Origin of the sequence: Herbidospora galbida (assembly GCF_005233835.1) — a bacterium.
GTDB classification, from domain to species: domain Bacteria; phylum Actinomycetota; class Actinomycetes; order Streptosporangiales; family Streptosporangiaceae; genus Herbidospora; species Herbidospora galbida.
Genome location: NZ_SZQA01000002.1, coordinates 199,662 through 219,372, shown reverse-complemented (window position 1 = coordinate 219,372; position 19,711 = coordinate 199,662). Strand labels below are relative to the sequence as shown.

Annotated in this window: 21 protein-coding genes; 7 read left to right on the top strand and 14 right to left on the bottom strand. The window is 69.8% G+C overall.

Translation table 11 applies throughout. The features are described 5' to 3' along the window. Positions 1-35 precede the first annotated feature (35 nt). The 4 genes from FDA94_RS03990 to FDA94_RS40995 are packed head-to-tail and all read left to right on the top strand — an operon-like array spanning position 36 to position 3,137. Positions 36-1,181, top strand: coding sequence for an acyl-CoA dehydrogenase family protein (locus tag FDA94_RS03990; protein ID WP_137245657.1), 1,146 nt, complete (start codon positions 36-38; stop codon positions 1,179-1,181). 39 nt (positions 1,182-1,220) lie between these two features. After that, a complete protein-coding gene (locus FDA94_RS38990) occupies positions 1,221-1,385 on the top strand; it encodes a hypothetical protein (RefSeq protein ID WP_169806356.1) in 165 nt (54 codons plus the stop codon). Then, a complete protein-coding gene (locus FDA94_RS03985; RefSeq protein ID WP_137245656.1) occupies positions 1,382-2,296 on the top strand; it encodes a hypothetical protein in 915 nt (304 codons plus the stop codon). Before FDA94_RS38990 ends, FDA94_RS03985 begins: the two co-directional genes overlap by 4 nt. 1 nt (position 2,297) lies before the next feature. Further along, a complete protein-coding gene (locus FDA94_RS40995) occupies positions 2,298-3,137 on the top strand; it encodes a hypothetical protein (RefSeq protein ID WP_137245655.1) in 840 nt (279 codons plus the stop codon). Here the strand turns inward: FDA94_RS40995 and FDA94_RS03975 are convergent. The 5 genes from FDA94_RS03975 to pdxH all read right to left on the bottom strand — a co-directional run bounded on the left by FDA94_RS03975 (position 3,112) and on the right by pdxH (position 9,108). Beyond that, complete coding sequence (locus tag FDA94_RS03975) at positions 3,112-3,846, bottom strand: alpha/beta fold hydrolase (RefSeq protein WP_137245654.1); 735 nt, start codon at positions 3,844-3,846, stop codon at positions 3,112-3,114. The genes FDA94_RS40995 and FDA94_RS03975 overlap by 26 nt on opposite strands. A gap of 38 nt (positions 3,847-3,884) precedes the next feature. Then, the gene (locus FDA94_RS03970; protein ID WP_137245653.1) at positions 3,885-6,158 is read right to left on the bottom strand and encodes an ATP-binding SpoIIE family protein phosphatase; all 2,274 of its coding nucleotides are present in this window, start codon (positions 6,156-6,158) and stop codon (positions 3,885-3,887) included. Between the two features lie 42 nt (positions 6,159-6,200). Beyond that, positions 6,201-6,899, bottom strand: coding sequence for an iron-dependent transcriptional repressor DtxR (locus tag FDA94_RS03965; RefSeq protein WP_137245652.1), 699 nt, complete (start codon positions 6,897-6,899; stop codon positions 6,201-6,203). 147 nt (positions 6,900-7,046) lie between these two features. After that, positions 7,047-8,285: an MFS transporter gene (locus tag FDA94_RS03960; protein WP_170990771.1), complete on the bottom strand. Its 1,239-nt coding sequence runs from the start codon at positions 8,283-8,285 to the stop codon at positions 7,047-7,049. 184 nt (positions 8,286-8,469) lie between these two features. Beyond that, complete coding sequence (gene pdxH, locus FDA94_RS03955; RefSeq protein ID WP_137245651.1) at positions 8,470-9,108, bottom strand: pyridoxamine 5'-phosphate oxidase; 639 nt, start codon at positions 9,106-9,108, stop codon at positions 8,470-8,472. 171 nt (positions 9,109-9,279) lie between these two features. Between pdxH and FDA94_RS03950 the strand changes: the two genes are divergently transcribed. Both FDA94_RS03950 and serC read left to right on the top strand, forming a co-directional pair. Then, positions 9,280-10,383 carry a citrate synthase 2 gene (locus FDA94_RS03950; RefSeq protein ID WP_030451555.1) on the top strand — a complete coding sequence of 368 codons (1,104 nt, stop codon included), beginning with the start codon at positions 9,280-9,282 and terminating at the stop codon, positions 10,381-10,383. 164 nt (positions 10,384-10,547) lie between these two features. Further along, positions 10,548-11,660 (top strand): phosphoserine transaminase, encoded by a 1,113-nt coding sequence (gene serC / locus FDA94_RS03945; protein ID WP_137245650.1) that lies wholly within the window; start codon positions 10,548-10,550, stop codon positions 11,658-11,660. Between the two features lie 241 nt (positions 11,661-11,901). Here serC and FDA94_RS03940 read toward each other — a convergent pair whose 3' ends face one another. The 5 genes from FDA94_RS03940 to FDA94_RS03920 are packed head-to-tail and all read right to left on the bottom strand — an operon-like array spanning position 11,902 to position 14,987. Then, on the bottom strand, positions 11,902-12,312 hold the full coding sequence (locus FDA94_RS03940; RefSeq protein WP_212735174.1) for a BlaI/MecI/CopY family transcriptional regulator: 411 nt from the start codon (positions 12,310-12,312) through the stop codon (positions 11,902-11,904). A gap of 60 nt (positions 12,313-12,372) precedes the next feature. Next, positions 12,373-13,005 carry a rhomboid family protein gene (locus FDA94_RS03935; protein ID WP_137245648.1) on the bottom strand — a complete coding sequence of 211 codons (633 nt, stop codon included), beginning with the start codon at positions 13,003-13,005 and terminating at the stop codon, positions 12,373-12,375. 55 nt (positions 13,006-13,060) lie between these two features. Beyond that, positions 13,061-13,825 (bottom strand): crotonase/enoyl-CoA hydratase family protein, encoded by a 765-nt coding sequence (locus tag FDA94_RS03930; RefSeq protein WP_137245647.1) that lies wholly within the window; start codon positions 13,823-13,825, stop codon positions 13,061-13,063. A gap of 10 nt (positions 13,826-13,835) precedes the next feature. Continuing rightward, entirely contained in the window at positions 13,836-14,609 is a 774-nt protein-coding gene (locus FDA94_RS03925) for an SDR family NAD(P)-dependent oxidoreductase (RefSeq protein WP_137245646.1), read from the bottom strand. A 33-nt stretch (positions 14,610-14,642) separates the two neighbouring features. Continuing rightward, positions 14,643-14,987 (bottom strand): STAS domain-containing protein, encoded by a 345-nt coding sequence (locus FDA94_RS03920; protein WP_030451563.1) that lies wholly within the window; start codon positions 14,985-14,987, stop codon positions 14,643-14,645. A 76-nt stretch (positions 14,988-15,063) separates the two neighbouring features. Between FDA94_RS03920 and FDA94_RS03915 the strand changes: the two genes are divergently transcribed. After that, positions 15,064-16,062: a potassium channel family protein gene (locus tag FDA94_RS03915; RefSeq protein WP_137245645.1), complete on the top strand. Its 999-nt coding sequence runs from the start codon at positions 15,064-15,066 to the stop codon at positions 16,060-16,062. On the opposite strand, the gene FDA94_RS03910 is transcribed toward FDA94_RS03915, so the two are convergent. The 4 genes from FDA94_RS03910 to FDA94_RS03895 form a co-directional block, all read right to left on the bottom strand. Continuing rightward, a complete protein-coding gene (locus tag FDA94_RS03910; RefSeq protein ID WP_137245644.1) occupies positions 16,040-16,783 on the bottom strand; it encodes an energy-coupling factor ABC transporter ATP-binding protein in 744 nt (247 codons plus the stop codon). The two genes, FDA94_RS03915 and FDA94_RS03910, sit on opposite strands and share 23 nt — an antisense overlap. Beyond that, positions 16,780-17,517 carry a cobalt ECF transporter T component CbiQ gene (gene cbiQ / locus FDA94_RS03905; protein ID WP_170990770.1) on the bottom strand — a complete coding sequence of 246 codons (738 nt, stop codon included), beginning with the start codon at positions 17,515-17,517 and terminating at the stop codon, positions 16,780-16,782. The genes FDA94_RS03910 and cbiQ overlap by 4 nt, the downstream gene beginning before the upstream one ends. After that, positions 17,514-18,512, bottom strand: a complete 999-nt coding sequence (locus FDA94_RS03900; protein WP_137245642.1) for an energy-coupling factor ABC transporter permease — start codon at positions 18,510-18,512, stop codon at positions 17,514-17,516. The genes cbiQ and FDA94_RS03900 overlap by 4 nt, the downstream gene beginning before the upstream one ends. Positions 18,513-18,573: 61 nt before the next feature. Further along, positions 18,574-19,662 carry a hypothetical protein gene (locus FDA94_RS03895; RefSeq protein WP_137245641.1) on the bottom strand — a complete coding sequence of 363 codons (1,089 nt, stop codon included), beginning with the start codon at positions 19,660-19,662 and terminating at the stop codon, positions 18,574-18,576. Positions 19,663-19,711: the final 49 nt, after the last annotated feature.

The following is a 19,711-nucleotide window of genomic DNA, read 5'->3' as shown; positions in this document are numbered from 1 at the left end:
GTTCTGAGGAGTAACAGAATCGTATTCTGTTAGTCATGGAGCGAACCCTCTTCGAGGAGGAGCACGAGCTCTTCCGTGAGACCGTGCGCGATTTCATGAGCCGCGAAGTCATCCCGAACCACGGGCAGTGGGAGAAGGACGGCATCGTCCCTCGCGAGATCTGGAAGAAGGCCGGCGACCTGGGCATGTTCGCCATGTCGGTCCCCGAGGAACACGGCGGCATCGGGATCACCGACTTCCGGTTCAACGTGGTGGTCATCGAGGAGATCATCCGCGCGGGCGCCAGCGGCCTGGGCTTCGGCCTGCACAACGACGTGATGGCCCCCTACTTCGTCGACCTGACGAACGACGAGCAGAAGGCCCGCTGGCTGCCCGGCTTCGTGAGCGGCGAGCTGATCACCGCCATCGCGATGACCGAGCCGGGGGCCGGCAGCGACCTCCAGGGCATCCGGACCACCGCCGAGAAGGACGGCGACGACTACGTCCTGAACGGTCAGAAGACCTTCATCACCAACGGCATCAACTCCGACCTGGTGGTCGTGGTGGCCAAGACCGACCCGGCGGCCGGGGCGCGCGGCACCACCCTGTTCGTGGTCGAGCGCGGCATGCCCGGCTTCCAGCGGGGCCGCAACCTCGACAAGGTCGGCCTCAAGGCGCAGGACACCGCCGAGCTGTTCTTCGAGAACGTCCGGGTCCCGGCCGCCAACCGCCTCGGGCCCGACGACGGCCAGGGGTTCTTCCAGCTGATGGGCAACCTGCCGCAGGAGCGCCTGTCGATCGCGGTGGTCGCGGTCGCCGCCGCCGAGGCCGTGCTGGCCACGACGATCGACTACTGCCGCAGCCGTCAGGCGTTCGGCCGGAACCTGGGCAGCTTCCAGAACACCCGGTTCGTGCTGGCCGAGCTGACCACCGAGGTCGAGATCGCCCGCCTGTACGTCGACACCTGCGTGACCGCGCTCAACGCCGGGACCCTGACCCCGGTCGACGCCGCCAAGGCCAAGTGGTGGACCACCGAGCTGCAGAACAAGGTCATCGACCGCTGCCTGCAGCTGCACGGCGGCTACGGCTACATGACCGAGTACCCGGTGGCCAAGGCCTGGCTCGATGCCCGCGTCCAGACCATCTACGGCGGCACCACCGAGATCATGAAGGAGATCATCGGCAGATCATTCGGGTTCTGAACCAATCCAAAAGCGGCGGTAAAGCTTCATACTGGCCCCATGGAAATCACCGGGCTGATCCTGCTGGTCTTCCTGGCGTTCCTGGCGGCCTGGCTGCTGAACAAGGTGCGCCGGTTCTTCCGGCTGGGCGCCGTCGCCTACGGAGGCGTGATGATCGTCTTCATCATCGCCATGCTCCTGATCTGGGGTCAGACCATCCGATGAGACCTGCGTTCGATCCGGCTCTGCCGCCCGCCGAGCGGGCGCTCATGGCCGCCTCCCCCGAGTTCCTCCACCCGGTCCCGGGCCGCCCCCGTTGGGGCGGCCGGATCGGCGCCGACGCCTGGGCCGCGCTGCTGTCGGCCTCGCTGTGGGGGTTCCTGCCCGTCGTGATCGGCCGCCTCCACGGCCGGTGGTGGTTCCCGCTCGGCGCGACCCTGCAGGTCGTCCAGCTGATGATCTGGTTCTTTTACGGCTTCGCCCCCGCCTTCACCATGAGCCTCGCGGTCGAGGCGGTGGCATTCCTCGCCCTGCTGGCCCTGTCGGGCGAGTCGCCCGTCGCCAAGCTGGCCCGCAAGCACCAGGGCCGCTACATCGCCGACCTGCATCTCCGCGACGCCGAGTTGCTGGAGCGCACCCAGAAGGCGGTCGCCGCCGTGCTCGAATCGAGCGTCAACCGGGCCGGCCTGCTCGACGACATCGCCAACACCGTCACCCTCCCCCGCCAGGAGTGGGAGATCGCCGAGACCCTCGCCGAGATGACCCGGCTGCGCCGCGAACAGCGGGCGGCCCGCAAGGGCAAGGTCACCGACCGCATCAGAGACATGCTCGACGCCCACGAGAGCGCCCTGAGGGTGGCCACCGACTCCCTGACCGAACGGGTCGAGGCGCTGGAGGACTACGCCCTGCGGGTGATGGCCGCCGACGACGCCTACCAGGAGTGGAAGACCCTCCAGGACCTGGCCGACGACGGCGACGCCTACACCGAACTCCTGGCCCGGACGGTCCGCGACCGCCTGGCCACCGAGGAGATCGACGCCCTGACCGAGAAGGCCGCCAGGGTCGAGGCCGCGCTGCGCGAGAGCGTGCGCGACGCCCGCAAGGCCGGCCTGGTCCTGCTCCCGAAGGCGGGCTGACATGCCCAAGGTCTCCCCCAAGGCCCGCCGCCTCTACGTCCGCGTCCCGGTGTGGGCCAACCTGCTCGGCGGCGCCCTCCTGGTCACCCAGGTGATCACCGGCATCTCCCTGGCCGCCAACTCGGGCGCCACCCCGACCGCGCTACCTCGCCCCGACCGCCCCGCGCCCCCGAGGCCGGTCACCGCGACCACCCCCACGCCGGAGCCGACCCCGACCCCGACGGAGGAGCCGACCCCGTCGCCCTCCCCCACGCTGGAGGTCGACCGCATCGCCGAGGGCACCGTCGTCCGCCTCAAGAAGTACTCCGGCACCCCCTCGCAGGTGATCGGCGAGGTCCGCGACCGCAAGGCCCGCCTCCGCTACGCCGAACTCGGCAAGCCCTGGAAACCCGCCAAGGGCCAGCCGGAAGGCCTGTTCTCCGACGGCCGCTACTCCACCCGCCAGAGTTTCGTCACCGAGGAGTACGGCCCGGACCTCGACAGCGAGTGGTTCGCCGACATCGACGCCCAGCGCCTGTGGAGCGACGTCGACGGAGGCGACAGCCCTTACGACGCCGCCGTCGCGATGCTCGACTACAAGCAGGAGAACAACTTCCCGCGCGGCACCAAGGGCAAGGACGTCGCCTCGCAGCGCGTTCCCAACGGCTGGCTGGTGGCCCGCGAGATGCGCATGCCGCCCAGCGAACTGGGGCGCAAGGCACGGCTGGAGCTGGCCGTCGCCGTCGCGGTGGAGACCGGCGCCGACCGCCCGTCGGTCATCTGGATCACCATCCCGGACACCCACAAGCGTTTGTGGCCCGACATCGCGACGGTCGTCAGTTCGCTGCGCGTGCTCCGCTGAGGAGCACCCGCGCCACCAGCTCGGGATCGTCGGTCATCGGGACATGCCCGCAGTCGGGCAGCAGGTGCACCCGCTTCTGCGCCCACCGCCCGGCCCTGACCGCCTGCCGTTTGGGCAGCAGCCGGTCTTTCTCGCCCCAGGCGATCGTGACCGGCACCTTCGGCGGCGCGGGCGGCGGCATCCAGTAGAAGGCGTCGAGCGTCTCGTAGAAGCCGGGCGCCTCCTTGAGCGCCAGCCACCCGGCGTGGAGCACCTCGTCGGACACCCGTTCGGGATGGGCGACGACCAGCCCCAGGCCCTTCCGGGTGATCGGCCCCATCCGCATCACCTTGAGCACGCTGCGGAGCCAGAGCAGCTCGGTCCGTGACCAGTATCCGGCCGGGGAGATCGCGGTGGCCGTACGGCAGACCCCGCGCGAGGCCATGTCGAGGGCGAGGTAGCCGCCGAGGGAGTTGCCCGCGACGTGGGGTTCCTCGATGCCGAGGTCGTGCCAGAAGGCCTCGACGGCGTAGGCCAGCGACTCGGCGGTGGAGATCGTGCCCGGGGGCAGGGGCGGGGAGGCGCCGAACCCGGGCAGGTCGACGGCGATCACGTCATGGTGCCGGGCGAGCAGGTCGATGACCGGCTGCCAGGCCTGCCAGTGGTGCCCGATCCCGTGCATCAGCACCAGGGGCGGGCCGGCTCCCGTGCGGCGGTACACCAGCTCCATGGGTTCGAGTCAAACACCGAACCCACGGGAAAGCCAGCTCAGCGACCGCCGACCGGAATCTCGAACCAGACGGCCTTCCCGTCGGGGGTGGGCCGGGAGCCCCAACGCCGAGCCAGTTGGTCGACCAGGTAAAGCCCTCGCCCGCCTTCGTCGTTCTCCCCGGCGCTGCGGATGCGGGGCAGCCGGAGGTCTTGGTCGAAGACCTCGACCCAGATCGACTCGCCGCCGCGGCGGAGCCGGAGCGTGAACTTCTTCTCGGGGTCGGCGGCGGCGTTGAGCGCCGCGATGCCCTCACGGCCAAGGTCGAGATCGAGGTCGACCTCGAGCTCGGGGAAGTCCCACGACTCGTCGAACGGCAGCGGCGGCCCGTCGAGCACGAGCTCGCGGCGCGGCGCGCTGGCCGACGCGGCGTGCAGCACGACGTTGGTGACCACCTCGGAGACGAGCAGGCAGGCCAGCTCGCCCTTCTCCTCGGGGATGTTCCAGCGCTCGAAGGCGTTGCGGGCCATCCGCCGCGCCTCGCCGACCATGATCGGCTGGGCGGGATAGTCGGACTCCTCGAACTCCAGCTCGCCGCCGCCCGACCGGACGACCAGGATCGCCATGTCGTCGTCGATCTCACCGGGCACCGCGCTGGTGGCGACGTCGGCGATGCGCTCGACCGGCTCGTCGGCGATCTTGGAGATCTCGTCGCACAGCACCCGCACGGCCTCTTCGAGGTCGCGCGAGGGCACCCCCGACTCGCGCAGCGGACGCCGGTCGACCAGGCCGTCGGTGTAGAGGAGCAGGGTCGCGCCCGGGGGCAGCACCCGCGTCTCCTCCTTGTAGACCAGGTCGGCGTGGACGCCGGTGGCCCGCACGCCCAGCGGCTTGCCGACGTCGCCGATGTCGAGCTCGGTGACCGAACCGTCGACGATCAGCAGGGGCGGCGAATGACCGGCGTTGGCGAACGACAACTCGCGCGACCAGGCGTCGTAGACCATGTATTGGCAGGTGACGATCGGCGGGCTGGTGACGTCGGCGCCGAAGTCGTCTTCCTCGGGAGAGGCCAGTATGCGGGTCCACTCGTCGAGGCGGGCCAGGATGTCGGCCGGAGGCTTGTCGTCCTGTGCGAAGGCCCGCAGGGCGGCGCGGAGCTGGCCCATCACGGCGGCGGCCTTGGCGCCGCGGCCCTCGACGTCGCCGATCACGATGCCGACCCGACCGGCCGACAGCGGGATCACGTCGTACCAGTCGCCGCCGACCTGGGTCTGGATGCCCTGGCCGTGGCTGGACAGCGGGGCGGCCGGGAGGTAGCGGACGGCGATCTCGAGCCCGTCGAGCTTGGGCAGCTCACGCGGCAGCAGGTGCTTCTGGAACGACTCGGCCGTGTGGCGCTCCTCTTCGAACAGGAGGGCGTTGTCGACGGCGATGGCGACCCGGGTGGCGATGGCCCCGACGAAGTCGCGGTCGAAGGCGTCGTAGTGGGGCGAGCGCCGGTCGGTCAGGTTGGACATCGACAGGTACATCAGCCCGAGGGACTCGCCGCGGGCGCACAGCGGCGCCACGATCGCCGAGGTGACCCCGACCTCGCCGTCGACCCGGGCCGCGCCCTCGCTGATGGAGGGGTAGCTGACCTGGGAGAAGTCTTCGACCAGGATGGTCTCCTGGCGGCGCATCGCGCTGTCGGCGTAGTGGCCGATGGGATAGCGGATCTCGGCGCCGACGGGCTTCCAGGTGTCGGCCGGGGGCTGCCAGCCGCCGACGTGGGTGGAGACCTTGCGGACCAGCCGCTCGCCCTCCATCAGCTCGATGAAGCAGTGGTCGGCGAACTGCGGGACGAGCATCTCGGCGACCCGGTTGAGGGTCTCCTCGACGTAGAGGGAGCCGGCCAGCCGCTCGCCGATGCGCTCGAGCAGGCCGAAGCGGTCTTTCTCCCGCTCGTTGCTCTTCATCGCCTCGCGGGCGGTGATCACGATGCCGGTGACCGACCCCGACGTGTGCCGCATGGGCACCGCCTGCGCCCGCACGTAGATCAGCGTGCCGTCGTGGCGGACGACGTCGAAGGTCCCCTCCCACACGTTGCCCTTGAGCACGTGTTTGGCGAGCTCGACGCCCAGCGGGTGGTCACGCTCCATGATGCTGATGGAGATCGTGTCATCACGCCCGTGGGCGTAGCCCGGCCGGCCGAACAGCTGCTCGGCGAAGGGGTTCCAGTAAAGGACGTTGCTGAACCTGTCGGTGACGACGACGGCCAACTCCGCCTGGTCGAGCACCGCGCCCGCGGAGAGGTGGTCGGTCGTGTCCTGCGACAGGTCCCCCCAACGCTTCATCCGACGACCACTCCTAGGAGAACAGAGCTGGACCCGTGGGGATCAGCGCTTGGAGACGAAAACGTGTGCTGCGACGTCGCGCGGGAGCTCCGCGAGGTTGTTGTCAGCCTGTTCGTCACCAGTCACCCGCACACCGTCGTCGCTCGCCGCGAGCGTCACCTCGCGTCCGGGTTGTATCCCAACTTGCTTGAGTTTAAGCATCAGAGCGGGATCGCTTTGCACTTGTTCGCTAATTCGGCGCACGACAACGGGTATATCTCTTGGCCCCGCGACGTCGGCCATAGGCGAGACCTGCTCAATTTCCGTCAAACCGGACGCGCCCAGCTCTTCGAGCCCCGGGATGGGGTTCCCATGAGGGCAGACGGTCGGGTTGCCGAGGAGGGCCACCAGCCGCACCTCGACCTGTTCCGACATGACGTGTTCCCAGCGGCACGCCTCGACGTGGACATCTTCCCAGGGCATGCCGATCACCTGGGTCAGCAGGCACTCGGCGAGGCGGTGCTTGCGCATGACGCGGATCGCCTGCTTGCGGCCCGCCTCACTCAGGGTCAGGTGGCGGTCGCCCTCCACCTTGACGAGCCCGTCGCGCTCCATGCGGGCGACGGTCTGGCTCACGGTGGGACCGCTCTGCTGCAGCCTCTCGGCGATCCGGGCGCGCAGCGGGACGATCCCTTCCTCTTCGAGCTCGAAGATCGTGCGGAGATACATCTCCGTCGTGTCGATCAGGCCGTGTGCGGTCAACGGTCATCCTCCCGGTCCTGTTCGATGCTACGACCCGCAAGCGCGTTCCCGCCGACCTTACTGGTCCGGGAAAGCACCTTGGGCAACAGCGAGAGGCCCGAAAAGCTTCCGGTGTCCGGACCCGCACGTGGGCGGCCCGCGGCCCAGCTAGGAACCCACCCGGTAGTTACGGAACGATTTCACCGACAGCCCGACCGCGAAGACGCTCACCGCGCACAGCAGGCCGCCCCCGACCCAGGCCGGGACCAGCCCGAACGCCGAGGCCGTGGCCCCCGCCCTCAGGTCGCCCAGGCGCGGCCCGCCGGCCACCACGACGAAGAAGACGCCCTGGAGGCGTCCGCGCATCTCGTCCGGCGCGTACGTCTGCAGGATGGTCTGCCGCCAGACCGCCGAGACCAGGTCGGCGAACCCGCCCACGGCCAGCAGGGCGACGCACAGCCACAGGGGCTCGGCCAGGCCCGCCAGAGCCACGCTGAGGCCCCACAGGGCGATCACGACGGTGAGGGCCACCCCCTGGCGGCGTACGCGCCCCACCCAGCCGGAGAAGACGCCGCCGACGACCGAGCCGAGGGCGATCGAGGCCGACAGCGCGCCGAAGGCGAACTCCGAGCCGTCGAAGCGTTCGGCGGCCATCTGGGGGAACAGCGCCCTCGGCAGGGCGAAGGCCATCGCCACGATGTCGACGGCGAAGCTCATCAGCACGATCGGGCTGGTCATGATGTAGCGCAGGCCGTCGGCCACGGCCCGGGGGCCGGGGGCGGTCACCTCGCCGAGGGGCTCCAGCTTGGGGAGCCGGTAGGAGGCGTACAGGGTGGCGGTGAAGAGGACGGCGTCGATGGCGTAGGCGGCCGAGAAGTCGGTGGTGGCCAGGATCACGCCGCCGAGCAGCGGCCCGAGCACCGAGCCGAGGCTGGAGAACAGGAAGCTCAGGGTGTTCGCGGCCGGCACCAGGTCGGTCGGCACCAGCCTCGGGACGATCGCCTGCCGGGTGGGTGAGCTGACCGCGAAGCCGCTCGACTGCACGAACACCGCCGCCATGATCACCCACACACTCTTGGCGGTGAGCGCGTTGACGAGCAGCGCGATCGTGGCGCCCCAGGTGAACAGGGAGCTGATCAGCAGCAGCTTGCGCCGGTCCATGGCGTCGGCGACCGCGCCGCCCCACAGGCCGAAGACGACGAGCGGGACGAGGGCGACCGGCCCCATCATGCCGACCCAGAACGACGACTTGGTGATCGAGTAGATCTCGGCCGCGACGGCGACTCCGGTGAGCTGGAACCCGATGAACCCGACGGCCTGGCCGGCCAGGAGCCTGCGGTACTCGGGGATGGCCACCGGCCGGGTGTCCGCGAAATGCCGTTCGAGTGCCGCCCTCACCTTGCTCACGGGGGGACACCCTACTCATGGGGGAAATATCACATATTTCCGGGTTCGTCCTGGTGACGGGCCCACCCACGAGGGCGGGCCGATTCTCCCGCCCCGGACCGACGACTTCGCCACCGCCCACCCAGGCCTGTGGACAACGTCGAGCCCACCGGCCGCGCCGTCCACAGCCTGTGGACGGCCCGCCTCAAGGCGCCAGGCGTTCGACCGTCCAGTCCTGGCCCGTCCTCCGGTAGCGCAGCCGGTCGTGCATGCGGTCGCCGCGGCCCTGCCAGAACTCGATCTCGCTCGGCACGACCACGTAGCCGCCCCAGAAGTCGGGCACCGGTGGATCTTCCGGCCATCTCTCCGCGAGTTCGTTGTAGCGGTTTTCCAGGTCCTCTCTATTGCGGACCACCGCCGACTGCCGGGAGGCCCAGGCGCCGATGCGGGAGCCGTACGGGCGCGATTGGAAATAGGCCGCGGTGTCCTCGCGGGACAGGCGCCGGACGCGGCCCTCCACGCGTACCTGGCGGCTGATGACATGCCACGGGAAGACCAGGGCGGCACGGGGGTTCTCGGCCAAGTCGCGGCCCTTGCGGGACTCGTAGTTGGTGAAGAACGTGAAACCTTGCTCGTCGGCGCCTTTCAACAGAACTGTCCGCGCCGAGGGTCTTCCCCCGGCCGACGCCGTCGCGAGCACCATGGCATTGGGTTCCGGAACTTCGGCGCTCACCGCGTCGTCGAACCAGACGGCGAACTGCGTCATCGGATCGTCGGCCACGTCGAGCAGAGGTTCGCCCTGGTAGTTGCGCCGGAGCCCGGCGAGGTGCGATGCGCTGTCCACGAAACGGTATTCTTGCGCGCTTGACAGACGTCTGGCGCACAGGCCCTAACCAGGGACGACGGCGTTTGGGAGGGACCGGAGGCGACCCGCCACAACCCTGGGGGTTAAATTGACCCGCCGGTATCTCGACATCAAGGCTTTGGACTTCACAAGAGAGGGAGGCGGCCGGGAATGTCCGACTTCAAACCCGGGCTCGAAGGCGTCGTAGCTTTCGAGACGGAGATCGCGGAACCGGACAAAGAAGGGGGCGCCCTGCGGTATCGGGGCGTCGACATCGAAGAACTCGTGGGCCGCGTCCCCTTTGGGAACGTGTGGGGCCTGCTGGTCGACAACGAGTTTTTGCCGGGGCTGCCCCCGGCTGAGCCGTACCCCGTTCCAGTCCACAGCGGCGACATCCGGGTCGACGTCCAGAGCGCGCTGGCCATGCTGGCCCCGGCTCTCGGCTTCCGCCCGCTGCTCGACATCTCCGACACGCAGGCCCGCGACGACCTCGCGCGCGCGTCGGTGACCGCACTGTCGTTCGTGGCCCAGTCGGCCCGTGGCCTCGGCAAGCCGATGGTGCCGCAGGCGCAGGTCGACCAGGCCGAGAGCATCGTCGAACGGTTCATGATCCGCTGGCGCGGTGAGCCCGACCCCAAGCACGTCAAGGCCATCGACGCCTACTGGACCTCGGCCGCCGAGCACGGCATGAACGCCTCGACGTTCACCGCCCGCGTCATCGCCTCCACGGGCGCCGACGTGGCCGCGTCGCTCTCGGGCGCCGTCGGCGCCATGTCGGGTCCGCTGCACGGCGGCGCCCCGGCCCGCGTGCTGCACATGATCGAAGGCGTGGAGAAGCTCGGTGACGCACGCAAGTGGGTGCAGAACGAGCTCGACTCGGGTCAGCGCCTGATGGGCTTCGGCCACCGTGTCTACCGGGCGGAAGACCCGCGCGCGCGGGTGCTCCGCCGTACCGCCAAGGAGCTGGGCGCGCCCCGCTACGAGGTCGCGGCCGCACTTGAGACGGCCGCGCTCGAGGAGCTGCACGCCCGCAAGCCCGACCGGGTGCTCGCCACCAACGTCGAATACTGGGCCGCGGTGATCCTCGACTTCGCCGAGGTGCCCGCGTCGATGTTCACCTCGATGTTCACCTGCGCCCGCACCGCCGGGTGGGCGGCGCACATCCTGGAGCAGAAGCGCACGGGCAGGCTGGTCCGCCCCAGCGCCACCTACACCGGGCCGGCCTCGCGCTCGATCAACGAGGTGCCGGGCGCCTCGGAGATCACGCCGGTCTGACCCTTCTTGTCGTGAGGCTCGCGTCCCGTCCGGGACGCGGGCCTTTTCGTTTCTTTGCCCGGGGCCCGCGTCCCCGATGGGACAGGGTGTTTCGCGTCTCATTTTCCATCTCAAAGGCTGGACCGGCGCGTACACCGTTTCGTGACCTCACTAATGTGGGACACGTGGCTGACATCGTGATCCCCAATGACATCAAGCCCGCCGACGGCCGCTTCGGCTGCGGGCCCTCCAAGGTCCGCACCGAGCAGCTGGCCGCCCTGGCGGCCTCCGGAGCGAGCCTCATGGGCACCTCCCACCGGCAGAAGCCGGTCAAGAACCTCGTCGGCAGGGTCCGTGCGGGCCTGTCCGAGCTGTTCTCGCTGCCGGAGGGCTACCAGGTCGTCCTGGGCAACGGCGGCACCACCGCGTTCTGGGACATCGCGTCCTTCGGCCTGATCCGCGAGAAGTCGCAGCACCTGCACTTCGGTGAGTTCTCCTCGAAGTTCGGCGCCGTCGTCAAGAAGGCCCCGTGGCTGGCCGACCCGTCGGTGATCAAGTCCGACCCGGGCACCCACCCGCTGCCGGTCGCCGAAGAGGGCGTCGACGTCTACGCGCTCACCCACAACGAGACCTCGACCGGCGTCGCGATGCCGATCGAGCGGGTGGGCTCGGACGGCCAGCTCGTGCTGGTCGACGCGACCTCGGGCGCGGGCGGCCTGCCGGTCGACGTGTCGCAGACCGACGTCTACTACTTCGCGCCGCAGAAGAGCTTCGCCTCCGACGGCGGCCTGTGGATCGGCCTGTTCTCCCCGGCCGCGCTCGCCCGGGTCGAGGAGATCGCGGCGACCGACCGGTTCGTGCCGGAGTTCTTCAGCCTTCCGGTGGCGATCGACAACTCGTCCAAGGACCAGACGTACAACACCCCCGCGGTGGCGACGCTGTTCCTGCTGGCCGACCAGCTCGACTGGATGAACGGCAACGGCGGTCTCGCCTGGACGACCGCCCGCACCGCCGACTCGGCCAACCGGCTCTACCAGTGGGCCGAGAAGACGTCCTACACGAGCCCGTTCGTGGCCGACCCGGCGCAGCGCTCCAGCGTCGTCGGCACGATCGACTTCGACGACTCGGTCGACGCCGCCAAGGTCGCGGCGACGCTGCGCGCCAACGGCATCGTCGACACCGAGCCCTACCGCAAGCTGGGCCGCAACCAGCTGCGCATCGCGATGTTCCCGGCGATCGACCCGGCCGACATCGAGGCCCTGACGGTCTGCGTCGACTACGTGGTCGAGCGCCTCTAGTTCCGCGAAGGCCGCGAGGGTGCCCGGCGCCCTCGCGGCCTCATTCGTCCAGCGCCGCCGCGCGGTGGCGCCGCCTTCTGCCCTCGTCGGGCGGACCGCCGAGATCGCGGATCTTGGGCGGCGTGATGCTCCACGCCTGAGCCGTGGCCAGGACGATCATCAGAACGTCCGTCCCGCGCTCCGCACCGACCCCGAGGGCCGCCGCGAGCTCAAGGCCGGATCAGGTCGGCCGACACCGGGCCTAGTCGACGGAAGGCGGCGGGACCCAGCCGGGCGGCTGCTCCGCCGGAGCCCGCCCGGCCCGCCGCGCCAGTTCGTCGAGCAGCCGCAGGGCGTCGTCGAGGTCGACACTCTGCGCGAACCTGGACAGCACCGGAGAGCGGTCAGGGCTCTCCGCGAGGGCCGTCAGCATCAGCTCGGTCAGGTGTTCCTCACGCGACTTCGTGGCGCCGTAGCGGAACGCCTTGCGTTCGGCGGTCCGGAACAGCAGCCGTTTTCGTACCAGCCGTTCGGCGACCGTCTGGATGGTCGTGTACGCCCACGGCTTCTCGGCCCGCTGGTTCAGCAGTGCCTGCACTTCGCGGATGAGCAGCGATTCCTTGGCGTCCCACAGAACGTCCATGATCGCGCGCTCCAGGGGCCCCAAGTTCACGAAATCGATTCTGTCAGGCTCTTCGCAGGTCGCGCCATGCGAACAGTGATCCGATCGTGCTCATTCGATGCTCGCGGTCGAGACTCGTGTAACGGGCGGCTTCCTGCGGCGCAGCACCCACGCCGCCAACACGCCGCCGATCAACCCGAACAGGTGGCCCTGCCACGAGATGCCCGTCTCGCCCGGCAGCGCGCCCCACAGGATCGACCAGTAGAGCGCGGCGACGATCACTCCGAGCACGATGTCGAGCAGCCGGCGGTCGAACAGGCCGCGCGCCACGACATAGCCGAAGTAGCCGAACACCAGGCCGCTGGCGCCCAGCGTGACCGTGTCGGGCGGGCTGGTCACCCAGACTCCGACGCCGCTGACCACGATGACGATGAGGCTGGCCGCCAGGAACTTCCCGAGACCCCGGACCGCGGCCAGGAAGCCCAGGATCAGCAGGGGCAGCGAGTTGGCCATCAGGTGCGGGAACCCGGCGTGCAGGAACGGCGCGAAGAAGATGCCGGGCAGGCCGTCGGGTTCGTGGGCCACGATGCCGTAGCGGTCGAGATAGCCGTCGCCGAGATAGTCGACGACCTCCAGGACCCACATCACGCACACGAGGAACACGACCAGCAGACCACTGCCGATCGCCCCGGCGAGAAGGCCGTGCACCTTCTGCCGGGAGGTGGGGGGAATGCCGTCGCTCATGCCATAACGGTACGCAGTTCTCGTCATGAACGCGGAGTTCCCCCCACGGGGACGATCATTCACCGCGCCACACGGGCGCTCTCTTCTCGGCGAAGGCGGCGGCGCCCTCCATGGCGTCCTTGGAGCCGAAGATCGGGTTCATGATCTCGGACTGGCGGGCGAACATCTCGTCGAGGGGCCAGTCGACCGACTCGACGACGATCTTCTTGGTGCCCGCGAGCGACAGCGGCGCGTTCTGCGCGATCTTCCCGGCCAGCTCCTTGGCCGCCGCGACCGCCTCGCCCTCGGCCACGACCCGGTTGACCAGGCCCAGCTCGTAGAGGCGCTGCGCCGGGTAGAAGTCGCCGGTCAGGGCGATCTCCATGGCCACGTGGTAGGGGATGCGGCGCGGCAGCCGCATCACGCCGCCCGCGCCGGCGATCAGGCCGCGCTTGGGCTCGGGCAGCCCGAACTTGGCCGACTCGGCGGCCACGATCAGGTCGCACGACAGGGCCAGCTCGAACCCGCCCGCCAGGGCGTAGCCCTCGACGGCCGCGATCAGCGGCTTCTTCGGCGGCGATTCGGCCAGGCCGCCGAACCCGCGGTCGGGCACGAACGGCATGTCGCCGGTCAGGAAACCCTTCAGGTCCATGCCGGCGCAGAAGGTGCCGCCCGCGCCCGCCAGGACCAGGACCGACACGTCGGGGCGGGCGTCGAGCTCGTCGACGGCCGCCGCGATGCCCTGGGCGACCGCGCCGTTGACCGCGTTCTTCGCCTTCGGCCGGTTGATCGTCAGGACGGCGACGTTGCCGTCGACCTCGACCAGAACCTCGTCAGACATGGCAAGTCTCCTATTTGGGCTGGAAGCGAATGCCGCCGTCGAAGCGGATGACCTCGCCGTTCATGTAGTCGTTCTCGATCAGCGAGCGGACCAGGTGGGCGAACTCGGCGGCGGTGCCCATGCGCTTCGGGAACGGCACCGGCGCGGCCAGGTGGGCCTTGAACGCCTCGGACTCGGGCCCGGAGCCGTAGATCGGGGTGTCGATGATGCCGGGGCAGATCGTCAGCACCCGCACCCCGATGGCGGCCAGGTCGCGGGCCGCCGGGAGGGTCATGCCGATGATGCCGCCCTTGGACGCCGAGTAGGCCACCTGCCCGGTCTGCCCCTCGATGCCGGCCACCGACGCGGTGTTGATCACCACGCCGCGCGCGTTGTCGGCGTCGGCGGGCTCGGTCTTGGCCATCGCCGCCGCGCCGATGCGCATGAGGTTGAAGGTGCCGATGAGGTTGACGTCGATCACCTTCCGGTACGACGCCAGGTCGTGCGGCGAGCCGTCACGGTTGACCGTGCGGGCGGCCCAGCCGATGCCGGCGCTGTTGACCACGGCCCGCAGCGGCCTGCCCAGGGCGACCGCGGCGTCGACGGCAGCCTGCACGGAGGCCTCGTCGGCGACGTCGGTGCGGACGAAGAGCCCGCCCAGCTCGTCGGCCAGGGCCTTGCCGCGCTCTTCGTTGAGGTCGGCGATGACGACGGTCGCGCCGATTCCGGCCAGCTCGCGGGCGGTGCCCTCACCGAGCCCGCTCGCCCCGCCGGAGATGATCGCTACACAGTTCCTCAGGTCCATACGCGGACCATAACCAAAGAACCGAATGAAGTTCTACTCGGGGTGGCCCAAAATCGCGGTGTCGACATCGGGATAGACCTTGATCCGCCGGTCGAGCCCGGTCGTCCGGAGAATTCGCGCCACCGGCGCCTGCGGCGCGGCGAGGGTCACCCCCCCGCCCTCGCTGGTGGCCAGCCGCCACGCCTCGATGAGCACGCTCAGGCCGCTGGAGTCCATGAACGACAGCGACGTGAGGTCGAGCACCAGCACGGCGCCGTCCTGTTTGATCGCGTCGCGCACCTCGTCGCGCAGGAAGGGGGCGGTGAACAGGTCGAGTTCGCCCTCGACGGCCACCACCACGGCACCGGAGAGTGATCTCCGGGCAAGCCGCAGTTTCATTGTCGAACCTCCTCCGCGAGGCCCACTTTACTGGTGCATCACCGTGAGTGAGGTGCTTGAACCGTAAGATCGCCTTGTGACAGATGCCGGGATTCGGCTCCCCCAGGAACAGGTCAGCCCGCTCAGGGCCGTTCTGCGCCGGCTCTGGTACGCCCTCGCCGCCCTCGGCGCCGTGTTTCTGCTGGTCGCGTCCGACCTCGACGGATACAAGGACAGCTACGACGGCAAGGTGTCCCTGCTCGACGCGCTCTACTACGCCACGGTCACCGTCTCGACGACCGGCTACGGCGACATCACCCCGACCTCCGATCTGGCGCGGTTGATCAACATCGTGCTGGTGACCCCGCTCCGGATCGTCTTCCTCGTCATCCTGGTGGGGACCACGCTCGAAGTGCTCACCCGGCGGACCAGGGAAGATTTCCTCACCAACCGCTGGAGGTCCAAGTTGACCGGGCACACCGTCGTGGTCGGCTACGGCACCAAGGGCCGGGCCGCCGTGCGCACCCTCCTCGACAACGACCGCAGCCGCGACTCGATCGTGGTGATCGATCCCAACGGCGGCGTCGTCCACGAGGCCAACGAGGACGGCTTCGCCGGCGTCGTCGGCGACGGCACCCGCAGCAGCGTGCTCAGAAGGGCCCGGATCGAGACCGCCAGCGAGGTGATCATCTCGACCCAGCGCGACGACACGACCGCCCTGGTCGTGCTGACCGCCCGCAGCCTCAACCCGAAGGCCACGATCGTCGCGGCGGTCAGGGAGTCGGAGAACGACCCGCTCGTGCGCAGCAGCGGCGCCGACGTCGTGATCACCTCGTCGGAGGCGGCCGGACGCATGCTCGGCGTGGCCACCCAGAGCCCCGCCGTCAGCACGATCATCGACGACTTCCTCATGTACGGCACCGGCCTCGACCTCTACGAGCGCCCGGTCAAGCCGGGCGAGGTCGGCGGCAGCTGCGACCAGGCCGAGGGCATGGTCGTGGCGGTCGTCCGCGACGGCAGGGTCATCCCCTACGCGAAGGTCCCCACGTTGATGGCCACCGACCGGCTGGTCGTCATCCACGTGCCGGAGGAGTAGGCACGGCGAAGCCGTAGGGCAGCTCCAGGCGGTGCTCGGCGAGCAGGTCGCCGTCGGCCAGGATCTCGTGGGTCGGCCCGTCGGCGGCGATCACCCCGCCCGAGAGGATCACCGAGCGGTCGCAGAGCTCCAGGGCGTACGGCAGGTCGTGGGTGACCATCAGAACGGTGACGTCGAGCCCGCGCAGGATCTCGGCGAGCTCGCGGCGGCTGGCCGGGTCGAGGTTCGACGAGGGTTCGTCCAAGACCAGGATCTCGGGGTCCATGGCCAGCACGGTCGCCACCGCGACCCGGCGGCGCTGGCCGAACGAGAGGTGGTGGGGCGGCCGGTCGATCACGTCGGCCATGCCGACCTTCTCCAGGGCCGTGACGACCGCGTGCTCGAGGTCGGCGCCGCGCAGGCCCATGTTGGCCGGGCCGAAGGCGACGTCCTCGCGCACGGTGGGCATGAAGAGCTGGTCGTCGGGGTCCTGGAAGACCAGGCCGACCCGCCGCCTGATCTCCTTGAGGGTGTCCTTCCGGACCGGCAGACCGGCCACGCTGACCTCGCCGTGCCCGGCGGTCAGGATCCCGTTCAGGTGCATGACCAGCGTGGTCTTGCCGGCGCCGTTGGGCCCCAGCAGGGCCACCCGCTCGCCCTTGGCGATCGAGAGGGTGACCCCGAAGAGGGCCTGCGTGCCGTCGGGGTAGGCATAGGCCAGGTCGCGGACGTCGAGGGTCATGACACGAACAGTACGGCCGAGGCCACCACGGGCAGCACGGCGGCCATGGCCCACTGCGCCTTCGGCGCCCGGCCGTCGGCCAGCGTGGGCATGACGCCGGTGTATCCCCTGCTCAGCATGGCCAGATGCACCCGCTCGCCGCGTTCGTACGACCGGATGAACATCGCCCCCGCCGACTTGGCCAGCACGGGGGCCTGCCGGAAGTCCCGGGCGGCGAAGCCCCGGGACTCGCGGGCGACCCGCATGCGGCGCATCTCGTCGAGGATGACCTCCAGGTAGCGCAGCATGAACGTGGCGATCTGGATCAGCAACTGGGGCACCCGCAGCCGCTGCGCGCCCAGCAGCAGGGCGCGCGGCTCGGTGGTGGCGGCCAGCACGATCGAGGCCGCCACGCCCAGGGTGGCCTTGGCCAGGATGTTCCAGCTCGCCCAGAGCCCGGCGACGCTGAGCGGCACGCCCAGGACGTCGACCCGCTCCCCCATGCCGATGAACGGGATGGCCACGGCGAACAGCACGAAGGGAAGCTCGACCGCCAGGCGCTTCAGCACGTATCCCGGCGGGATCCTGGCGAGGAGGACGACGACCGCGAGGCTCAGGGCGTACAGGAGGAAGGCCAGGAACCGTTCTCGCGGCGTCGCGACCACCACCACGGCGAAGAGCACGACGGCGAGCAGTTTGCACTGCGGCGCGAGCCGGTGGATCGGGGAGTCGCCCGGCCGGTAGAGCCCTTTCACGCCGCGGTCTTCTGCCGGACCGACCAGAGGATGGCCCCGCCGACCAGCAGGGTGATCACGACGCCGATGATCCCGGCCACCCCGACGGGGATGCCGCCGACGTCGCCGTAGTCGGCCAGGGCGAACCCGCCGAACGAGTGGTCGGTGGCCGCGCCGATGAAGCCCTCGTCCTCGGCGACCCGCTCCAGGCCGTCGGGTGAGGAGGAGGCGAAGAAGCTGACGACGCCCGCGAGGAACAGGGCCACGACGCCGCCGCCGACGAGGAAGGGCCGGACCGGCTTGGGCGCGCTCTCGGGCCGGGCCGGCTCGACGATCCGCTCGCCCGTGGCGGTCTTCAGGACGAGGGGCTTGGTGAGGAAGCGGGCGCCGTACACGAGATCGGGACGGACCGCCAGCACGCTGCTGACGGTGACCGCGGTGATCAGCCCCTCACCGATGCCCACCAGCACGTGGACGCCGCCCATGGCGGCGAACACGGCGCCGGTCTCGATCGGCGCCGTTCCGCCGATCGTGAAGAGCACCGCGAAGGTCAGCGCGGCGATCGGCACCGAGATCAGCGCCGCCACGAACGACCCGGCGACGACCGCGGCCCGGTTCTTGGCCACCCGCGTGACCAGCTGGAAGATCCCCCAGCCGACCGCCGAGGGGATGATCGCCATCAGCACGATGTTGATCCCGAGCGCGGTCAGCCCGCCGTCGGCGAAGAAGAAGCCCTGCACGAGGAGCACGACCGACACACAGAGGACGGCCGTGTACGGCCCGACGAGTATCGCCGCGAGCGCGCCTCCGAGGAGGTGTCCGGACGTGCCCGCCGCGATGGGGAAGTTGAGCATCTGGACCGCGAAGATGAACGCCGCGACCAGGCCCGCCATCGGGGCGGTGCGGTCGTCGAGTTCGGTCTTGGCCCGCCTGAGGGCCACGGCGACTCCGGCCACCGCCACGACACCGGCGCCGATGGCGACCGGAGCGGTGAAGAAGCCATCTGGAACGTGCACGGCGTTCCTCCACTTTTGTACGAATTTTCCACAACAGTAGAGCAGTTGCGAGTCATTCGCATTAAGAGGAGGTGTGGATCAGGCGACGCTCTTTCCGCAGGCTGAGTGTGCCCGTCCGGGTCAGGTAGGGCAGCGCGACGAGGTCGTCGGTGAAGCGGGCCGGCAGTGCGATGTCGCGGGCTCCTTCGAGCCGCGCCTGCCGCACGATCCCGTCGCATTCGGCGGTGACGTAGACGTCCCAGACGTCCTGTGGATCGCCGTCCTTGAGCAGCAGCCCTATCTCGGCCTCGGGGAACCCTTCGAGGGCCGCGGTGAACTCGATGCGGAGCCGGTCGCCCTCCCAGGCGACGTTCGTGAGCGCCCGGTGCAGGGGCGCCTCGGAGATGCGCGCGAGCCGTTCGAGCCGCCGGTGGTCCTGCAGCGAGGCGAGCCGCGCCTGGTCGGCGGCGTCGAGCTGGGCCCGCACCCCCGGCGTCACCCAGGCGGCGCACCGGTGCGCGACCCCCCTGACGATCGCGTCCCTGGCCTCGTCGTCGGCCTCCAGGAAGGGCTCGGCGAGATCGGGCAGGACGTCGCGGGTGATGTGCCGCGCGATCAGATGGTCGCGCAGCAGCCCGTTGGGAAGGTGGCTCTGCACCCTGCGGACCAGCCGGTCGGGGTGGTGCCGCCGCTTCTGCTGCCGCCCCCGCACGGTCGCGATGCGCTCGGCGTGACAGTAGGCGTGGACGACGAAGTCGGCCGGGTCGGTGAAGGGGATCCGGTCGCGGAAGGCGGTCCGGAACAGCTTGGCCAGCGACAGGTCGTCGTAGATGTCGCCGAGCAGCGCGTCGTCACTGGCCTCGGACGCGATGGCGACCAGGTCGGCGCCGGTCCGATCGGCCGCCTCGATCATGAGATCGAGCGGTGGCAGGGGATGGTCGCCGGCGAAATAGGTGTACCGGCCCCGGGTGGGGGCGTTCTCCGGACGGTCGACGATGTGGACGTTGCGGTGGAGCCTCGCGTAGAGCCGGGCGAGCCGCGAGTCGGCCACGAAAATCTCTTTGGAGGCCCGCAGAGCCAGCGCGTGCGTCAGCCACCTGTCCAGGTGCACGGAACCGGCGGCCGAGACGACGACGCTGACGTCATATGGGTGGTGACGTTGCGCGTTCATCGGTGGACATTATGTGAGCGCCGCGTGGCTTCACGGGTGAGGACATGGC